Annotated in this window: 25 protein-coding genes; 14 read left to right on the forward strand and 11 right to left on the reverse strand. The window is 47.9% G+C overall.

The genetic code is table 11. From position 1 onward, the window contains the following. Window positions 1–217 precede the first annotated feature (217 nt). The 8 genes from AAGC78_RS14350 to AAGC78_RS14385 all read left to right on the forward strand — a co-directional run bounded on the left by AAGC78_RS14350 (window position 218) and on the right by AAGC78_RS14385 (window position 7375). The gene (locus tag AAGC78_RS14350) at window positions 218–832 is read left to right on the forward strand and encodes a UPF0149 family protein (protein ID WP_435784783.1); all 615 of its coding nucleotides are present in this window, start codon (window positions 218–220) and stop codon (window positions 830–832) included. Between the two features lie 18 nt (window positions 833–850). Then, window positions 851–2164, forward strand: a complete 1314-nt coding sequence (gene pepP / locus AAGC78_RS14355; protein ID WP_435784784.1) for a Xaa-Pro aminopeptidase — start codon at window positions 851–853, stop codon at window positions 2162–2164. Window positions 2165–2217: 53 nt separating this feature from the next. Further along, window positions 2218–4761, forward strand: a complete 2544-nt coding sequence (ubiH, locus tag AAGC78_RS14360) for a 2-octaprenyl-6-methoxyphenyl hydroxylase (protein ID WP_435784785.1) — start codon at window positions 2218–2220, stop codon at window positions 4759–4761. A 22-nt stretch (window positions 4762–4783) separates the two neighbouring features. Continuing rightward, entirely contained in the window at window positions 4784–5299 is a 516-nt protein-coding gene (locus AAGC78_RS14365; RefSeq protein ID WP_435784786.1) for an MgtC/SapB family protein, read from the forward strand. 36 nt (window positions 5300–5335) lie between these two features. Further along, window positions 5336–5710 (forward strand): hypothetical protein, encoded by a 375-nt coding sequence (locus AAGC78_RS14370; protein ID WP_435784787.1) that lies wholly within the window; start codon window positions 5336–5338, stop codon window positions 5708–5710. Window positions 5711–5996: 286 nt separating this feature from the next. Continuing rightward, window positions 5997–6206 (forward strand): cold-shock protein, encoded by a 210-nt coding sequence (locus tag AAGC78_RS14375; protein WP_039912329.1) that lies wholly within the window; start codon window positions 5997–5999, stop codon window positions 6204–6206. 170 nt (window positions 6207–6376) lie between these two features. Next, window positions 6377–6694 carry a DUF3301 domain-containing protein gene (locus tag AAGC78_RS14380; protein ID WP_435784788.1) on the forward strand — a complete coding sequence of 106 codons (318 nt, stop codon included), beginning with the start codon at window positions 6377–6379 and terminating at the stop codon, window positions 6692–6694. 123 nt (window positions 6695–6817) lie between these two features. Next, window positions 6818–7375, forward strand: a complete 558-nt coding sequence (locus AAGC78_RS14385; RefSeq protein ID WP_435784789.1) for an NUDIX domain-containing protein — start codon at window positions 6818–6820, stop codon at window positions 7373–7375. 83 nt (window positions 7376–7458) lie between these two features. Here AAGC78_RS14385 and AAGC78_RS14390 read toward each other — a convergent pair whose 3' ends face one another. The 4 genes from AAGC78_RS14390 to AAGC78_RS14405 form a co-directional block, all read right to left on the reverse strand. After that, a complete protein-coding gene (locus AAGC78_RS14390; RefSeq protein WP_435784790.1) occupies window positions 7459–8376 on the reverse strand; it encodes a TlpA family protein disulfide reductase in 918 nt (305 codons plus the stop codon). 20 nt (window positions 8377–8396) lie between these two features. After that, on the reverse strand, window positions 8397–8846 hold the full coding sequence (locus AAGC78_RS14395; protein ID WP_435784791.1) for a carboxymuconolactone decarboxylase family protein: 450 nt from the start codon (window positions 8844–8846) through the stop codon (window positions 8397–8399). 94 nt (window positions 8847–8940) lie between these two features. Further along, window positions 8941–9792: a helix-turn-helix domain-containing protein gene (locus AAGC78_RS14400; protein ID WP_435784792.1), complete on the reverse strand. Its 852-nt coding sequence runs from the start codon at window positions 9790–9792 to the stop codon at window positions 8941–8943. Window positions 9793–9807: 15 nt separating this feature from the next. Next, a complete protein-coding gene (locus AAGC78_RS14405; protein ID WP_435784793.1) occupies window positions 9808–10530 on the reverse strand; it encodes an acyltransferase in 723 nt (240 codons plus the stop codon). Between the two features lie 53 nt (window positions 10531–10583). Here AAGC78_RS14405 and AAGC78_RS14410 point away from each other — a divergent pair, with 53 nt between their 5' ends. Next, window positions 10584–11192: a class I SAM-dependent methyltransferase gene (locus AAGC78_RS14410; RefSeq protein WP_435784794.1), complete on the forward strand. Its 609-nt coding sequence runs from the start codon at window positions 10584–10586 to the stop codon at window positions 11190–11192. A 49-nt stretch (window positions 11193–11241) separates the two neighbouring features. Here AAGC78_RS14410 and AAGC78_RS14415 read toward each other — a convergent pair whose 3' ends face one another. Continuing rightward, complete coding sequence (locus AAGC78_RS14415; protein ID WP_435784795.1) at window positions 11242–12102, reverse strand: MipA/OmpV family protein; 861 nt, start codon at window positions 12100–12102, stop codon at window positions 11242–11244. Window positions 12103–12216: 114 nt separating this feature from the next. Here AAGC78_RS14415 and dbpA point away from each other — a divergent pair, with 114 nt between their 5' ends. Beyond that, the gene (dbpA, locus tag AAGC78_RS14420; RefSeq protein WP_435784796.1) at window positions 12217–13593 is read left to right on the forward strand and encodes an ATP-dependent RNA helicase DbpA; all 1377 of its coding nucleotides are present in this window, start codon (window positions 12217–12219) and stop codon (window positions 13591–13593) included. A gap of 295 nt (window positions 13594–13888) precedes the next feature. Next, a complete protein-coding gene (locus AAGC78_RS14425; RefSeq protein ID WP_435784797.1) occupies window positions 13889–15202 on the forward strand; it encodes a gluconate:H+ symporter in 1314 nt (437 codons plus the stop codon). A gap of 32 nt (window positions 15203–15234) precedes the next feature. On the opposite strand, the gene AAGC78_RS14430 is transcribed toward AAGC78_RS14425, so the two are convergent. The 5 genes from AAGC78_RS14430 to yrfG all read right to left on the reverse strand — a co-directional run bounded on the left by AAGC78_RS14430 (window position 15235) and on the right by yrfG (window position 19079). Further along, window positions 15235–16476 (reverse strand): MFS transporter, encoded by a 1242-nt coding sequence (locus AAGC78_RS14430; RefSeq protein ID WP_435784798.1) that lies wholly within the window; start codon window positions 16474–16476, stop codon window positions 15235–15237. Between the two features lie 123 nt (window positions 16477–16599). Continuing rightward, window positions 16600–17505, reverse strand: a complete 906-nt coding sequence (gene hslO / locus AAGC78_RS14435; RefSeq protein WP_435784799.1) for an Hsp33 family molecular chaperone HslO — start codon at window positions 17503–17505, stop codon at window positions 16600–16602. A 24-nt stretch (window positions 17506–17529) separates the two neighbouring features. Further along, window positions 17530–17970: a DUF4124 domain-containing protein gene (locus tag AAGC78_RS14440; protein WP_435784800.1), complete on the reverse strand. Its 441-nt coding sequence runs from the start codon at window positions 17968–17970 to the stop codon at window positions 17530–17532. A gap of 17 nt (window positions 17971–17987) precedes the next feature. Then, window positions 17988–18419, reverse strand: coding sequence for an RNA-binding S4 domain-containing protein (locus AAGC78_RS14445; protein ID WP_435784801.1), 432 nt, complete (start codon window positions 18417–18419; stop codon window positions 17988–17990). A gap of 3 nt (window positions 18420–18422) precedes the next feature. After that, window positions 18423–19079 carry a GMP/IMP nucleotidase gene (gene yrfG, locus AAGC78_RS14450; RefSeq protein WP_435784802.1) on the reverse strand — a complete coding sequence of 219 codons (657 nt, stop codon included), beginning with the start codon at window positions 19077–19079 and terminating at the stop codon, window positions 18423–18425. A 43-nt stretch (window positions 19080–19122) separates the two neighbouring features. Here yrfG and nudE point away from each other — a divergent pair, with 43 nt between their 5' ends. The 3 genes from nudE to AAGC78_RS14465 all read left to right on the forward strand — a co-directional run bounded on the left by nudE (window position 19123) and on the right by AAGC78_RS14465 (window position 21033). Further along, window positions 19123–19701, forward strand: coding sequence for an ADP compounds hydrolase NudE (nudE, locus tag AAGC78_RS14455; protein ID WP_435784803.1), 579 nt, complete (start codon window positions 19123–19125; stop codon window positions 19699–19701). 15 nt (window positions 19702–19716) lie between these two features. Then, complete coding sequence (gene cysQ, locus AAGC78_RS14460; protein WP_435784804.1) at window positions 19717–20586, forward strand: 3'(2'),5'-bisphosphate nucleotidase CysQ; 870 nt, start codon at window positions 19717–19719, stop codon at window positions 20584–20586. A 231-nt stretch (window positions 20587–20817) separates the two neighbouring features. Continuing rightward, entirely contained in the window at window positions 20818–21033 is a 216-nt protein-coding gene (locus AAGC78_RS14465) for a hypothetical protein (RefSeq protein ID WP_435784805.1), read from the forward strand. Here the strand turns inward: AAGC78_RS14465 and AAGC78_RS14470 are convergent. Next, complete coding sequence (locus AAGC78_RS14470) at window positions 21030–23066, reverse strand: putative bifunctional diguanylate cyclase/phosphodiesterase (RefSeq protein ID WP_435784806.1); 2037 nt, start codon at window positions 23064–23066, stop codon at window positions 21030–21032. The two genes, AAGC78_RS14465 and AAGC78_RS14470, sit on opposite strands and share 4 nt — an antisense overlap. Between the last annotated feature and the right edge of the window lie 155 nt (window positions 23067–23221).

The following is a 23221-nucleotide window of genomic DNA, read 5'->3' on the forward strand; positions in this document are numbered from 1 at the left end:
CAATAAAATAGCGCGGGTCGCCCACTATATTGTGCGCTCGACGGGTGGTCAATCGCGCGACCCAAGTTAATGTGAATTCGAGAAGTTGATTGTTATCAAATGATAAACAAACAGGTTTTACTTGAGCGGCATCAACCTTATAAAAGGCTATATAAAAGTTTGCAGAGCCGCCAAGGCCAATCGTGATAGCATTCGCCCATTGCGATGAGAGACAACTATGAACGATACAAATTCCCCCGAACAACTGCTCACTCCCCTGAATTTTGACGATCTTGCCAACCTGTTGGCACCCCTCGGCACCCTGAATAGTCCCTCTGAGTTGCACGGTTTGCTGTGCGGCAAATTAGCCGGTGGTGCACAGCTCACGGAAATCAGCTGGTTGTTGGAGGCGGTTGAGTTCCTCGATTTTATCGCCGCACCGGACGAGCAAGTGCGCGTCGCATTGAGCCGTCTCTACCACACCACCTGCGATCAATTGCGCGGCCAATTCAGTTTGAAGTTGATGTTGCCCGATGACGACAACACCCTCAACGAACGCGTGCGCGCCCTGAGCGAGTGGTGCCACGGTTTTCTCACTGGCTTCGGCAGCGTTGATCACCAAGGCAAGCGCGTTATCAGCGAAGAGTTTGAAGAAATGTTGGAGGATATTGTCAATATCGTCCAAATCCAGGCGGATGATGAAGAGGATGAGCCGAGCGCGGAATCGGATTATATGGAAGTCACTGAGTATGTCCGCGTAGTCGTCAACTCACTGTATTTTGAATTTTCAGCCGAACATGCCGAAGGCGTAAATCCTGCGAGCATGGCGCCAGCGTCTAATCAATTGCATTAATTGTTTGCGAGTGCCTTTATGAGAATTTCCAAAACTGAATTTGCCCGCCGCCGCAAAATGTTGATGGCGCATATGGAGCCAAACTCCATTGCCATAGTGCCCGCCGCACCCGAGCGCAATCGCAGCCGCGATACCGAATATCACTATCGCCAGAACAGCGACTTTTTATATTTGTCCGGCTTTGAAGAGCCGCAAGCGGTGTTGGTGTTAATTCCTGGCCGTGAGCATGGTGAATATGTATTGTTCGTGCGCGAGCGCAATCGCGAGCGGGAAATTTGGGATGGATATCGCGCGGGACCCGAAGGCGCGTGCAGCGAATTTGAAGCAGACGATGCATTTCCGATTGACGACATCGACGATATTTTACCGGGCCTGCTGGAAGGCAAGCAGCGCGTTTATTACGCGATGGGCAAAGACAGTGAATTTGATAAGCACGTGATGGATTGGGTCAATACCATCCGCGCCAAAGTGCGCTCCGGCGCAACGCCACCGGGTGAATTTCTTGATTTAAGCCACTTCTTAAATGACATGCGTTTATTTAAAAGCGCCGCCGAATTGCGCGTAATGAAAGAAGCTGGCGAAATTTCTGCACGCGCCCATGTACGCGCAATGAAAGCGAGCAAGGCTGGGGTGATGGAATATCAACTCGAAGCCGAAATCCTGCACGAATTCCAAATGAGCGGCGCGCGTTTTCCCGCCTACAACAGTATTGTTGGCGGTGGAAAAAATGGCTGCATTTTGCATTACATCGAAAATTCCGCCCCGCTAAAAAATGGCGATCTGGTATTGATTGATGCCGGTTGCGAACTGGATTACTACGCCGCTGATATCACCCGCACTTTTCCCGTCAACGGAAAATTTTCTCCCGAACAAAAAGCACTCTACGATATTTGTTTGCAAGCTCAGCTTGAAGCAATCGCCGAATGCAAACCGGGCAAGCATTGGAATGATCCCCACGAAGCTACTGTGCGTGTGATCACCGAAGGTCTGGTAAAAATTGGTTTGCTCGAAGGTGATGTAAGCGAATTAATTAAAAGCGAAGCCTACAAAGAATTTTATATGCATCGCGCCGGCCACTGGTTGGGAATGGACGTGCATGATGTCGGTGACTACAAAGTCGGCGGCGAATGGCGCGTGCTCGAACCGGGCATGGTGATGACCGTAGAGCCGGGCATTTACGTCGCACCTGATAACGAACGCGTTGCGAAAAAATGGCGCGGCATCGGCATTCGTATTGAAGACGATGTTGTCATCACCAAAGACGGCAATGAAGTGCTCACCAAAGATGTACCTAAAACCGTTGCCGAAATTGAAGCCTTGATGGCTGTGTAAATATTTTCTCGCTCCCGGGCTTTGCGTGGGAGCGATTAACTCAGGTCAAGATCATGACCCCAATCCAGACTCAAACCCTCGAATTTGATATCGCTATTATCGGCGGCGGCATGGTGGGTACCAGTCTCGCCAGTTTACTTGCCGCCAGCCAACCCCAATTGCGCATTGCATTGCTTGAAGCACAGCCCTTTGCCCAAGCCGATGAAATTCATTTTCAACCCAGTTTTGATGCGCGCTCCACTGCACTCTCTTACGGCACCGCCGCAATTTTGCGCGAGCTGGGATTGTGGGAATTATTGCAGCAACACATCACACCAATTTCACAGGTGCATGTGTCGGATCGCGGACATTTTCTCGGCGGCGTTATTGACGCGGCAGAAAATAATCTCGCCGCGGTCGGCTATGTTGTCGAAAATGCCTGGCTGGGTAAAATTTTACTTGCGCACGTGCAATTACAGCAGAATATCCAGTGTTTCACTTCGGCAACCGTTTCGCGTTTAACACCGCAACAGGATTCTGCGCTGCTCAGTGTTAAAACTGATGCGCAAGAATTGCTGATCAAGGCATCGCTCGCGGTAATTGCTGACGGAGGTGATTCACCACTGCGCACTTCATTGGGTATAGGCACGCAAGTGCGTACCTATGGGCAGACTGCAATTATCACCAACGTAGAATTTTCCGAGCCGCATAATGGCGTTGCTTACGAGCGCTTTACTGCCGATGGTCCCGTTGCGCTTTTGCCGTTAGGTGAATCCAGTAGTGCTCAGCAATCGGCATTGGTGTGGACGTTGCCCACAGCACAGGCAGATGAAATTTTTTCGCTGAGCGATGCAGATTTTCTTGCGCAGTTGCAAGAGCGATTTGGTTTTCGAGTAGGGCGATTCAATCGCGTTGCCAAACGTTATGCTTATCCGTTGCAATTGGTTTTGGCGGAAGAACAAATTCGCTCGCATCTGGTGTTGTTGGGAAATGCCGCGCATTTTTTGCATCCGGTTGCCGGGCAGGGGTTTAATTTGGCGCTGCGCGATTGTGTCTGCCTGGTGGAAACCCTGCGTCAGGCGATTGCACAAAAACAATCACCCGGCGATTTGGCGGTATTGCAGAATTATCTCGATAAACAAAAGCTCGACCAACAAATCACCATCGAGTTTAGCGATAAACTAGTGCGCTTGTTTTCTAGCGACCAACTGCCATTGATTGCCATCCGCCATCTCGGATTATTAAGTCTTGAATCAATTCCGCTAATTAAAAACCAGTTTATCGCGCAAACAATGGGCACTGCCGGTCGTCAATTTCGCTGGTTGCTGGATGAATCCGCTAACGAAAAAACAGTAACTAAAAGCAGTGCGGTTGTTGATCAAAATACGCATGCCGAGCAAACGGATAATCCTGATTACGATGTGATTATCGTCGGCGCTGGTTTGGTCGGTGCATCGCTCGCCTGTGCTATTGCGCAAACAGACGTTGCGCGCGATCTGCGAATTGCGGTTATCGAAGCCAACACAGATACGCAACATTTTAGCGGTGAGCACTTCGATCCGCGCGTTGTTGCCCTCACTCATGCATCGCAACAACTGTTAATGGATATTGGCTGCTGGAGTGACATTGTTGCGCAGCGTGTCTGTGCCTATCGCGAAATGAAAGTCTGGGATGGTGAGGGCACCGCAGCAATTGAATTTGATTGCGCCGAAGTACAGCAAAACCACCTCGGTCATATCGTTGAAAACTCGGTGATCGTGAATCAATTGCGTGCACGTATGGCGCAGCATCAAAATATTTTCCTGATCCAACCGGTTGCTGTTGCGCAAGTTATTCCTGCGCAAGCCGAGTTTCCGCGCGTGCGAGTGCAATTATCCAATGGTAAAGAAATTACCGCGCCGCTATTAATTGCTGCCGATGGTTCGCAATCCAAAGTGCGTGAGCTGGCCGAATTTTCTACGCGCGAATGGGACTACGGTCAGCAGGCGATTATTACTACCGTGCGCACTGAACAGCCCCATGAATTCACTGCGTGGCAACGGTTTATGCATACCGGGCCGCTGGCTTTTTTACCGCTACAAAACAACGGCGATGCACACCAATGTTCTATTGTCTGGTCAGCTGATGAAACTCTAGCGGCTGAATTAATTGCACTTGATGACGCAGCGTTTTGCGCGCGCCTCAGCGATGCATTTGAGCATCGTTTAGGGCAAGTAGTCGCTTGCGATAAACGCTTCGCCATTCCCTTGCGCCAGCGCCATGCGACCACCTATATCCAACCCGGAATTGCACTGGTCGGCGATGCTGCGCACAACATCCACCCGCTCGCCGGGCAGGGTGTGAATTTAGGTTTGTTGGATGTTATTGCGCTTGCGCAGGAAATCGAGCGTGGCCTTGCGCGCGGTATCCCGCTTGCGGATTACTCGATATTGCGCCGCTACCAACGCCAGCGTCTGGCGGGCAATCTGGGCATGATGTCGGCGATGGAGGGCTTCAAGCGTTTGTTTGGCAGTCGTTCGCTCGCAGTAAATTGGCTGCGCAATACCGGCATGCGCCAACTAAACTCGGTAGCAGCGATTAAAAAAATTATCATCAATACCGCATTGGGTGTGTCCTGACCGATGCAAGTGAGGTAAATCTATGGAGCTGGATTCGGTATTCACCATAGCGCCGTTTGATTGGACATCCATTGGCACAGCGTTGCTGTGCGGCAGCATTATCGGCATCGAACGCCAATTGCGCGGCAAGCCGGTCGGTATTCGCACCTCATCCCTGATTACCCTCGGCACCTACATTTTTATTGCCGCCTCTCTTTATGTCTCCGGGCATTTAGCGGGGCCGGAAAAAGTCGTCACAGATCCATCGCGCATCATCGGACAGGTGATTACCGGGATCGGATTTTTGGGCGCGGGGGTAATGTTGGCGCGCGATGGTTTTGTGTTGGGCGTTACTTCGGCGGCGACTATCTGGATGCTGGCCTCAATCGGCGTGGTGATTGCTATAGGCTACAACCTGGTGGCGATAAAATTATCGCTGGTTGTTATTCTCGTGCTCGTGGGTGTGGACTTCCTGGAAGATTATTCCCAGGCATTTACCCGCGGTGTACATAAAAAATATCAGGACTGGCGTGGTAAAGGTAAATCCAGTTCGGATTAATGGTGTAGAAAAGTAACATTTTTTGAAGAAGTATTTATGTCGAAACTGCGGATTGTTGCAAACATATTAAATGTCCTTTTATTAATTGTTTTAGTAGGGGCTGTCGTTGGATTTATTTCATTCCTGAATGTGTACGGATTATTTTTGGCGTGTGTAACCGCCATAATTGCCTGGTCCGTTTTCAAACATTGGCGCTGGGGTTATTTTGCGGCCGCTGCGTGGGGGCTTGCATGCTATCAATTAGCAAAACAAGGTTACGAATTTCAAAGTATTAAGCGCCACGCAATGATGATTGGATTTATGGTGGTTCCTGTTGCACTGTTTTTGCACGAGATATTGGGCAAAGCTAACGCAAAATCTGCACAAAATAATGGCAAAGAAAGCGATAACGACCCCAAAATGCCCGATTAAATGTGTGCCTCTTACACAGCATTACAAAAAGTGTCGATATTCTCTAAATTCGCTGATAACTGCTTGACTCTGCAAGGTCTAGTGTTTTAATTTTGAACTGCTACAGATTGAGATCCGCCCCAAGACTAGACTTTTGTAAGACAACCGATTGCTTGCTCAAGACACTTGGACGTACCACGACCTGAGCAATAGCTTTATTACAGGCTATTTCACTCTGGCTTTTAGTAAAGTCGGTTATTTTGTTCGGTCAGCTACGCTGACGTTTTAGATGCAAGATGAGGAAGCTATGTCAGATCTAGTCTCTGGTGTTGTTAAATGGTTCAACGATGACAAGGGTTATGGTTTTATTGAGCGTGAAGGTGGTGCAGATGTATTTGTACACTTCCGTGCAATCAACGGCAACGGCCGTAAAACCTTGAAAGAAGGTCAGAAAGTGACTTTCGAAGTTACCCAAGGTCAAAAGGGTCCACAAGCAGAAAACGTAACTCCACTCTAATTTGAGTGAGTTCCGAAAAGGGTGATTGAGCAATCAATCACCCTTTGCTGTTTTAGGGCTCCAGTTGCAAAAAACGGGTATAGCTCGATTCTTTTGTAACTAACCGCCGCGTTACATTTCCATCGCTTACGCGATATGGATTCTTTTGTTTCTCTCATCGGCCCTCCCTCATGTTTGATCTGCAATCAGTCCTCTGGCTTGCCCTTATTGTTGTCACTGTTTTTTATTGGCGCGATGCCTTGCGTGTTAAGGAGCGCGCATATGTTGCAGCGCAAAAGCGTTGTGCAGAAATGGAAGTGCAAATGCTCGATGAAAGTGTTTACCTGCGCCGTCTTTGGTTTAAACGCGGTGAGTCGGGGCGATTACTTTTGTGGCGTGCATTTTATTTTGAATTTACCGTGTCGGGGGCAGATCGATACTTTGGCCGTGTTGTGATGTTGGGTTCGTATATCACTCAGGTTGAGTTAGATCCGCATCGTGTGCATTAATTTTTTGATGCGTGACTTTCACTCTAACTATTTTTCCATCACTTTTAAAACTTATATCCTACACAGAGCTTGCTCATAGTTCGCGTGTGCGAACATTAAAAAGTAATTGCCAGAGATTGTACGATGAGTGAAAAATTCCTTGCAGAAAAAACCGGTGGATGGAAAACCAAAACGTCGGTAGTGGCTTATGAAAATCCGTGGATTAAAGTATCGCATGAAGAAGTGATTACCCCCAAAGGCACTGATGGTATTTACGGTGTGGTGCATTTCAAAAATACTGCCATTGGTGTGGTGCCTATTGATAATGAAGGCAACACGTGGTTGGTAAAACAAAGTCGCTACACACTCAATCAGTACACATGGGAAATTCCAGAAGGCGGTTGCCCTCATGGCGAAAGTCCACTCAATGCTGCAAAGCGTGAATTGGAAGAAGAAGTTGGTCTACAGGCTAATAATTGGCAAGAGTTAATGACGATGCATTTGTCCAACTCAGTTACGGACGAATTCTGTGTGGTTTTTGTTGCGCGCGATTTGTTTGCTGGCCAACAGCAGTTGGAAGCAACCGAGGATATCGAATATAAGAAGCTTCCACTACGCGAAGCGATAGAAATGGTAAAGCGCAGTGACATTACCGATGGTATTTCAGTTGCAGCGTTATTGCGTGTGGCGCTGGATTTGTAGCCTTTCAGCATTCAAGTTGGTAGCACCTGAAATAGAATACCAAAACGCTACTCGCGGCGTTTTGGCTACCCTTCAAAAATCCCCTACTTTTTTGTCGCTAAGGTTGTGATGGTTTTTGTTATTTCGGCTGGCGAATCGAATTTGGTAAAGCGGTTAATTTCTTTGCCATTGTTAATTACTAACAGTGTTGGATACTCGTTGCTGCGGTAATGCTGGGCAATACGATTGTCGGAATCGATGTTTACCGGATAAACAATCGAAAACTTCTTCACATAGTCATCCACATCTTTTTGCTCGGTCCATAGGTGCGTGACGTAAGCCTGCAATGAAAGCTGCGGTAACTGTTGATGCAGACTATTCACCAATTTAATTGCGCCGAGGCAATTTGGGGTCATTTCCGGGTGAATATCTTTCATATACCAATCGCACCAGGTCGCTGAAAAATAAACGAGGGATAAACCCGTGGATGGAATAGCAGCTGTTTGCTTTTCCTGAGTTATGGTTTTGGTCAGAGTGGTGATATTTTTACCGGGGTTGGCTAATTGTTGCAGTTGCTGCTGCAATGCCGCGTCATCCTTGTAAGTTGTATATACCACTTCACCTTGTGCATTGATTAATACATGAAACGGTGTGCCGTGGAATTGGAAGTTACTGGCAATAGAACCGTTATTGTCCATTACGATTGGAATGGACAACTTGTGTTTTTGTTGCAGCGTGCGAATGTATTCGTCGGTTTCATTGATGTTCAGGTTGACTGCATAAATTGCAATTGTATCGCGATATTGCTCATAAGTTTTTTGTAAGCTCGGCAGCTCTTTTCTGCAATCAAGGCACCAGGTGGCCCAAAATTTTATATAAACAGGCTTATGCCCAATGACTTCTTTTAAGTTCACGGGTTGTCCGTCAAATACAGCATATTGTTCATCGAGCTGCAGGGGATTAGCCTGCAGTCCGATTGATGCAAATGCCAGCAATAATAAATACCAGCGAAATATCAGCATAAGATCTCCTTGAGTGAGTGCTATTTAATGTTCGGAATAAAATGGAAACCAACAGCAATACGGTTCCATGCATTAATTGTCACAATTGCTGCGGTCAGGTTTACGATTTCTTCTTCGCTAAATTGCTCGCGCACAAGCGCAAAATCTTCGTCATGGATTTCGTGGTTAGCGACTAACGTCAGTTTTTCGGTCCAAGCGAGTGCGGCGCGTTCGCGGTCAGAAAAAACCGGTACTTCTTTCCATGCTGGCAGCACATCCAGGCGGCTTTGTTGTTCGCCGTCTTTGCGCGCCTCATTGGCATGCATGTGCTGGCAGAAGGCGCAGCCGTTTATTTGCGATGCGCGCAGTTTTACCAAATGGATAATCGAGTGGTCGATGTTCTTTGCTGCAGTATCACCCAGCTCCATTAAGGTTTTGGCTAGTACAGGTTGCAGATTGTAGACTTTTGAGTAAGCGATGCGTTCTTTCATGATGGACTCCGTAGTTGGGTTGTTGGAGCCATAATGCCGCGCGGGGTTTAAATCGGATTGTATTTTTGCGACATCGTTGAGGAATTACGCAAATCTACTCAATGTCCTTGGTGGGCTCTTTTTGTGCGCGTTTCCGGTCGCGATATTGCCCTGGGGTTTGCTGGTTAATCTTCTGGAATTGCCGGTTGAAATGCGCCTGGTCGTAGAACCCCGCTTCATAGGCAATATCCACCAGCGGGCGCTCGGGATTGAGGCCAATCAATTGCCGCGCTTTTCTAATGCGCTGCAATTGTTTGACATATACCATCGTTAATCCCACTTCTTGCTGAAAGCGTCGTTCCAGCTGGCGCCGGCTCATGCTGACCTCTGCGCTCATGGTTTCGATAGAGTCTAATGAGTCGGGCAGGCGCGGTAGCAAATGCTGGATTGGCCCGGATTCGGCGAGGCGTTGCGCTGCCTGTTGCAGCAGCCAGTCGTCAATTAAACCAATACGTTTGGCGATGCTAGTTGCTTCGCTCAGGCCTTCGCGTAGATCGAGTAGTTGCTGATTATTTAAATCCGTGTCCAGATCATTTGCGCTGTGCACGTTGCCGATCAATGCCGACATCTCCAAACCAAATAATTGGAATGCACCGCCGGGATGAAAGCGTATGCCGAGCAAATCTACACTGCCTTGAAATTCCATGGTGTGAAATGTGTGGAATGCATTGAAGCTGACATCGGGTAACTGGTTGGGGATGAAACGAAAATTGAGATTGGTGCCGCCGTCGGGATAAAGTTTTTCGATGAACCCCTGCTCCGGTATGCGTGGCTGCCGTGCGACCCAATAGCGCTGCACCCAGGTTTGCAAATAGGGATGCGGCATAAAACTGCGAAAACCCAAATGCCCCAACATATCTACTGTCGGTCCGGTGGTGGAATAAGTAGGGGCGATCAAATTACGCATTTTTGTTTCTGTCAGTTAATCCTGATGATTGGGTTTCCACAGGCTACGCAACCAGTTTAGCCAACCATTATTGCCAAGCATATATTTATCCAATTGATCCTGATTATAAAAATAATGCTCCGGATCATTAAATAATAATTCCCGCTTCAGCATGCGCCGATTGGGATTGATCGTTTTAATGATGCGCGCCGGATTGCCCGCAGCAACAGAATTAGGTGGAATATTTTTGGTTACAACCGAGCCTGCGCCTATAACAGAATTCTCACCGATGGTGACGCCTTTGATTACAATCACTCGCTCGCCGAGCCACACATTATTTTCAATCGTGACCGGCTTGGTGCAGCGAAAAGGGCGAATGCGATTATAAATCCCATGCCAGTCGCTATCGCTAATAATCACATTTGCCGCGAACATGCAATTGTCGCCAATGCGGATAGATTGCGCGGCAGAAATACGCACGCCGGGTGAGATCAAACAATAATCGCCAATAATGATTTGTGCATCCGCTTGTTTGCTTGGCCAGGTTGTAAAGCGCACACAGTTATCGCTGGAGCAAATAATTTGCGCGTATTTGCCCAAGTGAATATTGCGCCCAAAAATAACCAGGCTGCGTGGATGGGCGATTTCAGGTGTGGTTCCCAAACTATCAAATTGCGGCGCGATAAAACGAGCCACATACCAACTGTTGATGGTTTTATAAAGTCGCTTGATAAAATAGGGAGTATTGCTGCGCCGCATGAGTGGGCTCGTATCTGATAATATTAGGGGAATGATTATGAGCGAGAATAGTTATGCTGCCAATCGATATAGATTCAGTAAAAGGTTTTTTGGATAAAGATGAAGGCGCGGCCTTGTACGAGCATGCGCTAGCAGTTGCTGCGCTCGGCCCGGTGTTGGAAATTGGCAGCTACTGCGGCAAGTCTACCGTTTATCTCGGCAGCGCTTGTAAGAAAGCGGGCAATGTTTTGTTTGCGGTGGATCATCACCGTGGATCAGAGGAACATCAATTGGGCGAGGAGTATCATGATCCTGCGCTGTACGATAAACAATTTGAAAAGATGGATAGCTTCCGCGAATTTCGCCACACACTTGCGCGCGCCGATCTGGAGGATTGTGTCGTATCGGTAGTTGCGCCATCGCATTTGGCTGCGCGCTATTGGTCAACTCCGTTGAGCTTGGTGTTTATTGATGGAGGGCACAGCATGGAAGCGGCGTTAACGGATTATCGCGCCTGGGCGTCGCATGTCGTACGCGGTGGTTGGTTGGCTATTCACGATGTATTTCCCAATCCCGCCGATGGCGGTCGTCCGCCATTTGAAATTTGGAAACTGGCGCAGGCTTCCGGTTTATTTGAATCCATGCCATTGATTAAAACCTTGGGCCTATTGCGGCGCTTATAAAATGTTACGACGCCTTTAAATTGTCGCGGCGCTTATAAAAAGCGCTGCATTATTTTATAACCCAAATAAATGCAATACCGCCGCGATAAACATCGTTGGTTTTCACCAGAGAACTTTTATTAAAGTCAGTGCCGCTGATATTGTCGTAGCGAATAAAAAATGAGAGCCGGGTTTTGATACCGTTGTGATCAAAGCTGCGGCCTAAGGCTACCAAATTATTCCAGCCGCTATAACCACCGCTGGCCTCAAAGTAACTGCGCGATTCGGTAGCATATTTTTCATTCACGCTGTAATAATAATCATGGTAATCGTCGCTCGCGTAACTAATGCCTGCGCGATATGAAAATGTCCAATCATCCAGTTTTGTGCGATACACCAATTGCGGTTGGAATACCGAACCAATGTAGCCGGACTCATCTGCATCTATTGCAAAAACAGCGCGCCAGGGAATATGCAATTGCCAGCCGCGCGAAAAATCCTGTCCCGTTAAATTGATATTAAATGAGGGGCCGAACTCTACAGTGGAGCCTAATTCAGGCATGCCTTCGCGCAATTCGCTCTTATCTGAATCTGGCGTAATGGCGGCGGTGGCGCTCAAGGTAAATTCGTATTTGTCAGTGCGCAAAAAATTACCGCGAATACCTTCGCGATCAGAGCGAATTACTTTTCCGCGATAAACAACATAAGGAATAGGGCTGATAAAACTGCGGTACTCATCGGAGCCACGATAGTCCGGCCCGGCCACTGCGCCAACACCTAAACCCAGCTCCCACTTTTTATTAGTTTCTTCCTGCGCATTAACAGCAGTCGCTGTGGTTAGCAGTAGCACGGCGACTGATGTAGTGATTGATGTGGCCATTGATGTAACAATTGATGGAACAACAAGCGCGCATAAACGGTGTGATTTCATAATAAATGATCTAATCCCATAGCTGATCCAGCCCCTGTCAATGGGCGACTTGCGCGGATTTTACTGGTATTCTGCCGCAATTATCCACGCAATTATGTATTTATCGAGACGCCTGTGACTGCCACTGCTTTTTCAACATTACCGCTCAGCGAAGCCATGCTCGCCAACCTTGAATCACTTGGTTATAACGAGATGACACCTATTCAGGCGCAAAGTTTGCCATTGGTGTTGCAGGGGCAAGATATTATTGCCAAAGCAAAAACCGGCAGCGGTAAAACCGCAGCATTCGGTATTCCGCTGCTAGAAAAATTAAATGTGCGCTTTTTCGGTGTGCAAGCGCTGGTATTGTGCCCCACACGCGAATTGGCAGATCAGGTTGCTAAAGAAATTCGCCGCCTCGCACGCTTAACTCCCAATGTAAAAGTATTAACACTTTGCGGTGGTGTTTCTATTGGTCCACAAATCGGCTCACTGGAACGCGGCGCCCACATTGTAGTGGGTACTCCCGGCCGTATTGTTGATCATATTGCGAAAGGCACATTAAAGCTCGATAGCTTGAACCAACTTGTTTTGGATGAAGCTGATCGCATGCTGGAAATGGGCTTTGCTGAAGATATTGATACAGTGCTCGCCGCCTGTAATGAAAATCGCCAGACATTATTATTCTCGGCAACTTATCCTGATGACATTAAAAAAATCAGTGCCCGCTGTCAGCGTGATCCACAAATGGTGAGTGTGGAATCAATCCACTCTGAAACAAATATTGAACAACATTTTTACGAACTGCGTGCTGACGATGAAACCCATGAAGCAGTGTTACAAGTGTTGGCCCATTTTCGCCCTGAAACATCTATCGCATTTTGTAACACCAAAGTGGCATGCGATGAGTTGCTTGAATATTTGCGAGAGCAAGATGTGAATGCATTAGCCTTGCATGGTGACTTGGAACAGCGCGAGCGCGATCAGGTGTTAGTGCGTTTTGCCAACAAAAGTTGTTCGGTGTTGATTGCGACCGATGTTGCTGCACGCGGCATCGACATTAAAGGATTGGACGCAGTCATTAACGTCGATCTGGCGCGCGACAGCGAAGTGCATGTGCATCGCATTGGTCGTACCGGCCGTGCGGGTGCATCGGGATTGGCGTTGAATCTGGTAGTGCAAAAAGAGGTGCATAAAATTAATCGCCTCGAAGATTATATGAAACAAACTATCACGCTTGAATCTTTACCTCAGGGGGATAAGAAAAATTTTCCGGAACCAGCGATGGTTACATTAAATATTGATGGTGGGAAAAAAGATAAATTGCGTCCTGGCGATATTATTGGTGCGCTCACTAAAGACGCTGGTCTTCCGTTCGAAAAAATTGGCAAGATTGATATGTTTGATTTCACTGCGTATGTCGCAGTAGATAAAAGTATCGCGCGCGCTGCATTAAAGCAGTTGTCAGATGGAAAATTAAAAGGCCGTAAATTTCGCGCAAGAAAACTTTAATAACGTTGATGCTGAAAAGACCGCACCTGCAATATGCAAAAATAAGTAAATTAATGCAGGTGTTTGGTTCCTTATGAATTAGTTTTACCGCACTCATGCTTGGTGCCACTAGGCTGGAGTCCGTCATTTATCCCGGAGGCGTAGTCTGCGACACGCCGTGAATACATCCATGTAGGCTCGAATGCAGCATCCATGCTGCATACGGTCGCCTACTACGCCTCCGGGATAAATGACGGGCTTCAACTCTCTGCATCTCCAGCAAAAAAATTAAAAAAACGATATAGAAGGGCGAACCATGGCCATAGCTGCAGTTGTTATTGCAATCCTGATATTGGTGGTATTGATCACCGGTTTAAAACTTAATCCCTTTCTTGCCTTTTTAGTTTCCGCTATATCGGCGGCGATTATGCTTGGCATTCCACTCGATCAAATTCCCGGCACTATTGAAGCAGGCATCGGCGGGATGCTCGGCTCGCTGGCAATTATTTTGTGCCTCGGCGCTATGTTTGGAAAACTTGTAGCAGAGTCGGGCGCGGCGCAGCAAATCAGTCGTAGTTTGATGAGCTGGTGCGGACCAAAATATATTACTTGGGCATTAATGCTCACCGGTTTTATTGTAGGTATCCCACTATTTTACAATGTTGGTTTTGTGCTCTTGGTGCCGCTGGTTTTTTCGGTGATGTACCAAACTAAATTGCCCGCAGTGTACTTAGGTATTCCACTGCTTGCAGCGCTTTCAGTTACTCACGGTTTCCTTCCTCCGCATCCGTCACCCGTTGCATTAATTCCGCAATTCGGCGCGAGTATGGGCACTACATTATTTTACGGATTGCTGGTCGCAATCCCGACCATGATTATTGCGGGGCCGATTTTTTCATCGACATTGAAATCCATTAAAAGCACTCCGCTCGCCACCTTCAAACCTACAGATTTGCCCGAAAGTGATTTGCCGGGTATAGCCAATAGTTTTATTACGGCGCTGTTGCCCGTGATGTTAATTGCGCTCAGCAGCATTGCTATTTATTGCATGCCCAGTGCAATTGCCGAAGCTCCCGTAGCAAAATTTTTAAGTAATTCGATGATAGTGCTGATGATCGCACTCGCTATTGCGACAGTTACTCTTGGGCTCAAGCGCGGTATGAGCATTGGTAAAGTGATGAATATCTATAGCGATGCGATTAAGGATATCGCCGTGATATTGCTGATTGTTGCGGGCGCAGGTGCACTTAAACAAGTGATGGTAGTGAGTGGGGTTAGTGAACAGCTGGCGCACTCATTGGAAAATATTGCGCTTAATCCTTTGGTGTTAGCTTGGTTGATTGCAACTGTTATTCGTATTGCTCTCGGCTCGGCAACTGTTGCGGGTTTAACCGCTGCGGGAATCGTTGCACCGATTATTCCGCTGACTGGTGCAGATCCAAACTTGATGGTACTGGCAATCGGTGCCGGTAGTTTGATGTGTTCGCACGTGAATGATTCAGGCTTTTGGATGTACAAGGAATATTTTAATTTGAGTTTGAAAGATACATTCAAATCCTGGTCGTTAATGGAGACCATTGTTGGTGTGGTGGGATTGCTGGGAGTATTGGTGCTGGATATTTTTGTCTAGCCAAAGTGCCGCCTCGTGCGAGGCGGCTTGCACTAAATCGATTTAACTTGCGTGCGCGATTTCAATAGTTTGTCGACGCGACCAACTAAAAAAATGCACAGAATAAAAATCCCTATAGCGATGTAACCGAGCCAATCAAAATGTTGCAGTGGGCTGTGGGCATCCTGCTGCACAATCACCAATCCCGCTACAAATGCGCCCACACCACCGGCGGTTTGTTGTAGCGAACTGGATATCGACATATAAGCTCCGCGATCTTCCGGTTTGGCAACCATTGAGTTGAGTGCCATAGCGGGTGTCATACGGCTTAGGATGCAGGCAAATAATAACACGTTAACAACGATCACTAGCCAGAGTGGTGTTACCGATAAATTGGTGTAGACAAAAACCATCACCACTGCGCCGAGTGAGCCAATAGTGAACAGTGTAAAACGATCATAACGATCAGAAAATTTGCCCATTAGCGGCATCATCACCAGCGATAGCAAACCAGTGCTTAAATAAATCAGCGGCAATTGTTCTGCCGTAACATGCACATTGTTAATTAAAAAAGGTGCGGTGAACGGCATTATCATAAAGCCGCCGATTGCCAAAAACATGACCGCTGCAAATCCTTTTCGATATTCAGCATTGGATAACACTGTCAAAAAATGCGCAAAAGGATTTTTATCATGCTGCGCCGCTAAATGCGCAGTCACTGGTTGTAAGACCAGACCGATTGCGAACAGAATTCCCAGCGCTAAAATAACAATGACAATAAAGCTAGCTTCCCAGCCCAAATGGGTGGCGATATAAATGCTGAGCGGAATTCCTACCACCTGACTAACGCCAAAACCCATTTGCACTACGCCCATTGCGCGGCCACGTTGTTGCGGTGCAAAAATATCAATCACCAGTGTAAATAAAGCTGCACTGGAAACGCCGGCAAAAATTCCGGTCACAATTCGGGCTAACATTAATTGCACATAGTTATGGCTGAGCGCACAGGCCAGCGTACCTATCACAAAGCCGCTGAAAAACCAGACCAACAATTTCTTGCGATCGAATTTATCCATAAAGCCGGCTGCAACTATGCCCGCGATGGCAGCACTGAATGCATAGGCCGAAACGACCAGCCCGAATTCAGTGGTGCCAATGGAAAGCGATTTCATCAGGATATCGCCGATAGGAGAGATGATCATAAAGTCCAGTATTATGCTGAACTGGATAAAGGCGAGTAAAAGTAAAACGCGCTTTTGATAAGCGCTAAAAGGTTCGGAGGTAACTTGGTTCATAAATAGCTCAAAATACTATCGTTCCATGCTAAGCATTCGCATGCGCAGATTGATAGTGAAGGGTGAGGTTACAAAGCACAATCTGCCGAACGCGCCGGAGTGTTGTACTCCGGCATGACGGTATTAGTGCAATACATTGCCGCCCAATAACTTGCGCACTTCATCGGCGGCAAAATGATAGTGCTGGTTGCAGAACTGGCAATCGATATCGATGCTACCCTGCTCAATCAATAATGCTTCAACATCTTCCTTTCCAATTGAAAGCAGCGCGCTTGCACTGCGTTCACGCGAACAGCTGCAGGCAAAGCGCAATGTTTTTGGTTCAAACAAACGCAATGGATGTTCGTTAAACAAACGATAGAGAACGGTGGGGTGATCCAACTCCAGCAGCTCTTCTTTTTTTACTGTGTCTGCCAAAGTGGTAATGGTTTCCCATTTGTCGCGATTGTCTTCTTCGTTCGTAATTAACTGCTGCGGCAAAGCCTGGATTAAAAATCCGGTGACATTTTCATGGTCGGCCGCAAACCACATTTTAGTTGCCAGCTGTTCCGATTGTTCGAAGTAATGTTCAAGGCAGCCAGCGAGATTGTCGGCATCCATTGGCACTATGCCTTGGTGACGTTCAATGGTGCCGCTAAAGTTTTCATTGCGCTGCGGCTCAATGGTAATCACCAGCACACCGTTACCGAGGAGTTGTTGTAAGTTGCCGTTCAGCGCGTGTTCTTCGCTGAGTTCAACCTCACTATTTAAACGCACGATTGCACGCAGGTTATTGTGGTGATTGCACTCAGCCATGATGGTTGAAATGGCACCGTCACCGCGCGCTTGTAAAATAATTTTTCCATCGAATTTTAAGGTGCTGGACAATAATCCCACCGCCGCAAGAAACTCACCTAATAAACGATGAATAGCGGGCTGCTGTGGGTTGTGGCTGAGAACTTCGCGGTAGCTATCACCTAAAGTAACTATTTCGCCGCGAATGTCGCAGTCATCAAATAAAAAACGGTGCAGTAAATCTTTGCTTGGCATAAAAAACCTTTAGAAATAAAACTATCAACCACATGTGTCCTGAATAACTTGCTTAAGCTCTGCAACTTTTTGCTGGCGCTCTTGTTCTGTGACCTTAACTGATCTTCCGTTCTCATCAACAAAAACAATGTAGCCGCTGATTTTTCGCAAACGCTCCTTTTGTTTCTCGCAATAAACCTGGCGCTGCTTGTCAACTTCTGGCTTTCTCTCTTGCCATTCTCGCAGCCTTTGTTCTTGTCTCTGTTTTTCTTCCTGCTCGCGCTTGAGCGTTATTTTTTGTATTTCGGTACTGCTGGTGTCGAGATTATGCGTTTTTACTTCTTTAGTAATGTTCTCTGCATCGGGCGCAGGTTTTTTGTCGGTAAAGTGCACCTTGCCATCTTTATCTACCCAGTGATAAATTTCAGCTTGGCTGTTGAGTGCGATAACACATAAACCCAGTACCAGATATTTGCTTACGTCCATGATTTTTTCCTTAAAAGTTAACCTTCATCACCCAATAAATTAATCCGCTGGAAGCGGTGAATATGGCGGCGTTCTTTTTTGCTCGGGCGGTGGTCGCTGATGATATAGCTCCCCAGTCCGGCTTTGCGTTCGGCGGCGCGTTTTTCACGCAGCGCTTTACTTTCTTCCGTTTCTTCGTAGAGCAGTGCCGCTTCTGGTGCTCCGCGACGTTGGGCGGACAAGGCCTTTACGACGACGGTTTTTTCATCCAAATCCTGGCGAATGGTTAATATCAATCCTACGGTGACTTCTTTGCTCGGTTTGATGCGTTGACCATCGCAGTGAATCTTGCCGCCATCAATTGCCTGCTTGGAAAGGCTGCGGGTTTTATAAAAGCGCGCGGCCCACAGCCATTTGTCGATGCGGATTTTATCGTCATCATCATCGTGTTCGATTTTTTGTTTGCTCATACATTAATGTGCCGAGGGCATAATCTCATCAAAATTGTGGATCGCAGGATATTGCTCCATGCGTCGCTCTATTTGGCTGTCAGGTTGGTGGATACCCAATAAGTATTTAATGCCAAAAGTTTTGGCTGAATCGAGAATGCGTACCGTGTCATCGATAAACAGTGTGCGCTCCGGATCAAATTGTTCGCGTGCCTGCAGATCCTGCCAGAATTTTTGCGATTCCTTCGGCTCGTTAAATTCATGCGATGAAATAATCACATCCAGCCATTGATCGATGCGCGTGACTTGCATTTTGAGTGACAAACTTTGCGGGTGCGCATTGGTGACCAGCAACACTTTTTTCCCCTGCGCGCGCAAGCGATGCAGGAATTCGCCAACGTGCGGGCGAATCTGGATTTTGTGTTTCACTTCTTCTTTCAGTGCCGTGATATCAACATCAAGCGCTTTGGACCAAAACTCCAGGCAGTACCACTGCAAGGTGCCTTCGTGCTGGCGGATATCGCTGCTCAATTTTTGATGAGCGGCCGCGAGATCGACATTGTGGATTTGCGCATAGCGCTGGGGCAGGTGATCCAGCCAAAAATAATTATCGAAATGCAGATCCAACAAGGTACCATCCATATCCAGCATGACAGTATCTATTAAGTCCCAATTGATCATAAAATTGTCTCTACCACTTTCTGCGAACTGCATTTAACGACCTATGCCTACCAAGCCCAGTATTTTGAAGCGCGCGACAGTAGCGCGCAGCCGCCTGTTCCGTGCCGATGAGATTCACCTGCGTTTCAGCAACGGTGAAGAGCGCACTTACGAAAAGCTCTGTTCCGGCGGGCCGGGGGCGGTGCTCATTGTACCCCTGCTCGACGATAATACGGTGCTTTTGGTGCGTGAATATGGGGCCGGAATTGAGGATTACCACCTGGCGCTGCCGAAAGGTGCTATCGACCAGGGCGAAGCCCTGCTGGATGCCGCCAACCGCGAGCTGAAAGAGGAAGTGGGCTACGGCGCGCGCAAGTTGCAGTTCCTCAAAAAGATCAGCCTGTCGCCTTCTTATATGGAGCATGGCATCAATGTGGTGGTTGCCTGGGATCTTTACCCCGAGCGCTTGGTTGGCGACGAGCCCGAACCCATTGAAGTAGTACCCTATCCACTGTCTGACCTGCTGCAGCTAATTAGCCGCGCCGATGTATGTGAGGGGCGCAGTATTGCCGCGCTCTTTATGGTGCGCGAATGGCTGGCAGGCAATTTTACTGCACCCGAGCCGGTGCTGGATTTATCGTAAAACGCGAGGCCTAGTATGACCAATCATCCCATCAGCCCCGAACTCATCGAGCAATTGGTTGATCTCAGTCGGCGCGCTGGCGACGCTATCATGGCGATCTATAGCAACAAAGATGCTTACCAGATAGAGCACAAGGGCGATGAATCGCCACTTACGGCGGCCGATCTCGCTGCCCATCGAATCATCAGTGCCGGTTTGCCAGAGCTGCTGCCGCTGCCGATCATTTCGGAAGAGGGCGAGCTACCTGAATTTGCCGATCGCCATTTGTGGGAAAACTATTGGCTGGTCGATCCGCTCGATGGCACCAAGGAGTTTATCGCGGGCAATGGCCAGTTCACGGTCAATATTGCGTTGATCCAACGTGGCAGACCGCTGCTGGGCGTTGTGCATGTGCCCGCGACCGACATCACTTACATCGGGGTGTTGGATGCGCGTGAGCAAAGCAGTATTGGTGCGTTCAAATATACACAGGGTAAAAATCCCCATGCGATTGCCGTGCGCTCGCTGGCTGAGCGTTTTGCGCAACGGCAATCCTTTACGGTATTGCTCAGCCATCGCCACGGCACCCAGGCAACGGTTGATTTGATGACTGCAATTACCCGCAATTGGCCGGGTGAGATTGAAACTACCAATGCCGGTAGCTCGCTTAAGTTTTGTGTTATCGCGGAAGGTAATGCGGATTTTTATCCGCGCCTTGCGCCCACCTCGGAATGGGATACGGCGGCTGCGCAAGCGGTATTGGAGGCTGCAGGTGGGCGGGTGGTTCATGCACAGCCTGACCTGAGCCCACTGGTGTATAACGCCAGTGACGATATCCTCAACCCACATTTCTACGCATTGGGCGATAAACATTTTGCCTGGGATAAATTGTTATCCACTGATTGACTCCCCCGCTAAATTATTGCTGCCGCATCCCCTCGGGTGTGGGCGGCAATCCTGCCGGTTTTATAACCAAAATTTAATAGTCCCGATAAGAAAACGGTCTAAGTTCAGGGTGGTCATTTGTTGATCTTCTGGGCTAGTCTTCACTTGAGCTTCCAGAATTCATTCGCGCAGGCATTTCCGGCGAATAGTTCTGAAAAATTTTGCAGGTTTTATTCTTAGGGAGTGTTATTGATGAGAAGAGAAAGCAAAAATCTAAAAGCGGATTTCAATACCAGTCGTTCAGATTTACTGCGCGATAAACTTTTACGCGAAATTTCTGACTACGAGCGCCAGCTCGCCGAACTAAAACTCAATGGCGCACAAGTAAATTTCACTATGATCCAGACCTACAAAGAATTGATCAATGCACGACAAGCCATGTTGAAACGCTTGCCGGTGCATTATTAACGCGGATGACGTTGGTTAGCGGTGATTCGCGGTGACATTTGTGGTGACAACGTAAAGCGCGAATCAAACCGCTCTTGTGAGCTGCAAAGGGCTGTTGCCAGATAGGATTGAGCAGAATGTTGCATCGATTCCTCATTGGCAGCGGCCTTTATTTTTTTACCGGTACGCGCAGAAAAATTGTTGATCGTTGTTGGCTGGTTGGGCGCGCGTGATTGAATCCGCTGTTGCTGCAACCAATTATCGGCATCGGTAAATGGCATTGGGCGATGGATAAAATAACCCTGCACCTGATCGCAACCCAACTCGCGTAAGCTGCCAATCTGCTCAAATTCTTCTGCCCCTTCTGCAACAACCGCTAACCCCAGCGCATGGGCGATAGATACGATTCCTTTGGTAATATCCCAATCCACTTTATTGCCGGGCAAATCAGCCACAAATGAACGATCAATTTTAATAATATCCAGTGGCAAGCGTTTGATATAAGTCAGCGACGCATAACCGGTACCAAAATCATCTACCGCCATACGTGCACCTAAATCGCGGCAGCGCAACATAATACGTTTGGCGCGCTCAAGGTCCTCCAGCATCGCGGTTTCAGTAATTTCAATAATTAACGATTCCCCAAAACCCTGTTGTTGCTCGCACAGGTTTTGCAATTCCAGTAAAAAGGAAGGATGTAAAAAATGACGCGGGGATATATTGATATGGATGTCAGGCGTGAGTGAATTTTTATTCCACAGCAGCATCTGTCGCGCGGCCTCGCGCAAGACCCAGTTGCCTAAACGAAATTCCAAATCACCGCGTGCAGTTTCAAATGCCTGAATAATTGGGCCAGCACTTACGACTTCACCGTCGGGTTTACACCAGCGCAATAGCGCTTCAAAGCCGATAACCGATAAATCATGCAGCTGGCAAATCGGTTGATACCACAGCTGCAATTCATTGCGATCCAGTGCACCTTCTACATCCACCACTGAAATCAATCGGTCTTGCGGCTGTTCGGTTTTCACCGAGGCGCGCTGGAATTTATCGCCGCCCTGACTTTTGGCGATATACATAGCCGCATCTGCTTTGCGCAGCAAATTAATTTCATCAACGCCATCTTGCGGCGCCAATACCACACCAATGCTACCGCTTAAGCGCCCGCGTTTGCGGCCTACCCCGTAGGGCACGCGCAATGCCTGCAAAAACCGGTTGGCGAGAATATCGATATGGGATTCGTCGCACTCGGCGACAATTAAAAATTCATCGCCACCCATACGTCCGATTTGATCGCCTTTGCGCACGACATCGGATAAACGCTGGGCAACATCGCGCAGCAGCACATCACCGGTTTCGTGGCCCCAGTGATCATTTGCCGATTTAAGTCCGTCGATATCAATAAAAAATAATGCAAAGCTGCGATTGTAGCGATGCAATTTTTCAAGGCTATCATCGAGGCAATTCAAAATGCCGCGACGGTTTAATAATTTTGTCAGTGGATCAATAGTCGCAAGTTCACGCAGTTGTGTTTCCAATTTTTCCCGGTGACAAGCAACGGCAATTTGGCTCGCGATGCGCTCTGCCAGAGTGAGTAACTGCGGTGAAATATCGGCGACTGATTGGGTGTGTGCAAACCAGGAGGATGCGAGCACACCAAACACTTTATCTGATGAAATCAGCGGGATTACCAGATTGGATTGCAACCCGGCTTCAACCAGTTGCGGCATGGCATCGGGGGCAGTGGGGTAATCGCGGGTAAAAATACTGGTTTTGCTGGTCAGTACGCGGCCGGAAATTCCGGTCGCTGCCGAAAAACGAAATCCTTTAAAAGCATTGAGCAGGTGTTGCTGCTCGCCTTCGAACAACTTGTATTCGAAGGTTTGGGTTTCTTCATCCAGCAATATCAATGCGGTGCCGTCGGCGCCCAATAGATTGCGCACCGCAGCAGCAGCTTTTTTGAAGAAGATTTGAAAATCCGGTTCGAGCGTTAACGCGTCCATGGCGGCCAATAGTGATGGCACCGCTGTGTGTAACAGTAAAGAGTGATTCATGGAGGCTGCTCACAAGTACATCAAAACACCTTGAAAGGGCATGGTTCCAGAGAATTGCAATTAGCTTGCCATGAGCATGGGTCTTTGTATTTCTTGATAAATGAACCGCATCTTGTGGTTCTGCTGACAAAAATCCACAAGGCTTTTGTATTTTT

This window comes from Cellvibrio sp., assembly GCF_039207905.1.
Lineage (GTDB): Bacteria > Pseudomonadota > Gammaproteobacteria > Pseudomonadales > Cellvibrionaceae > Cellvibrio.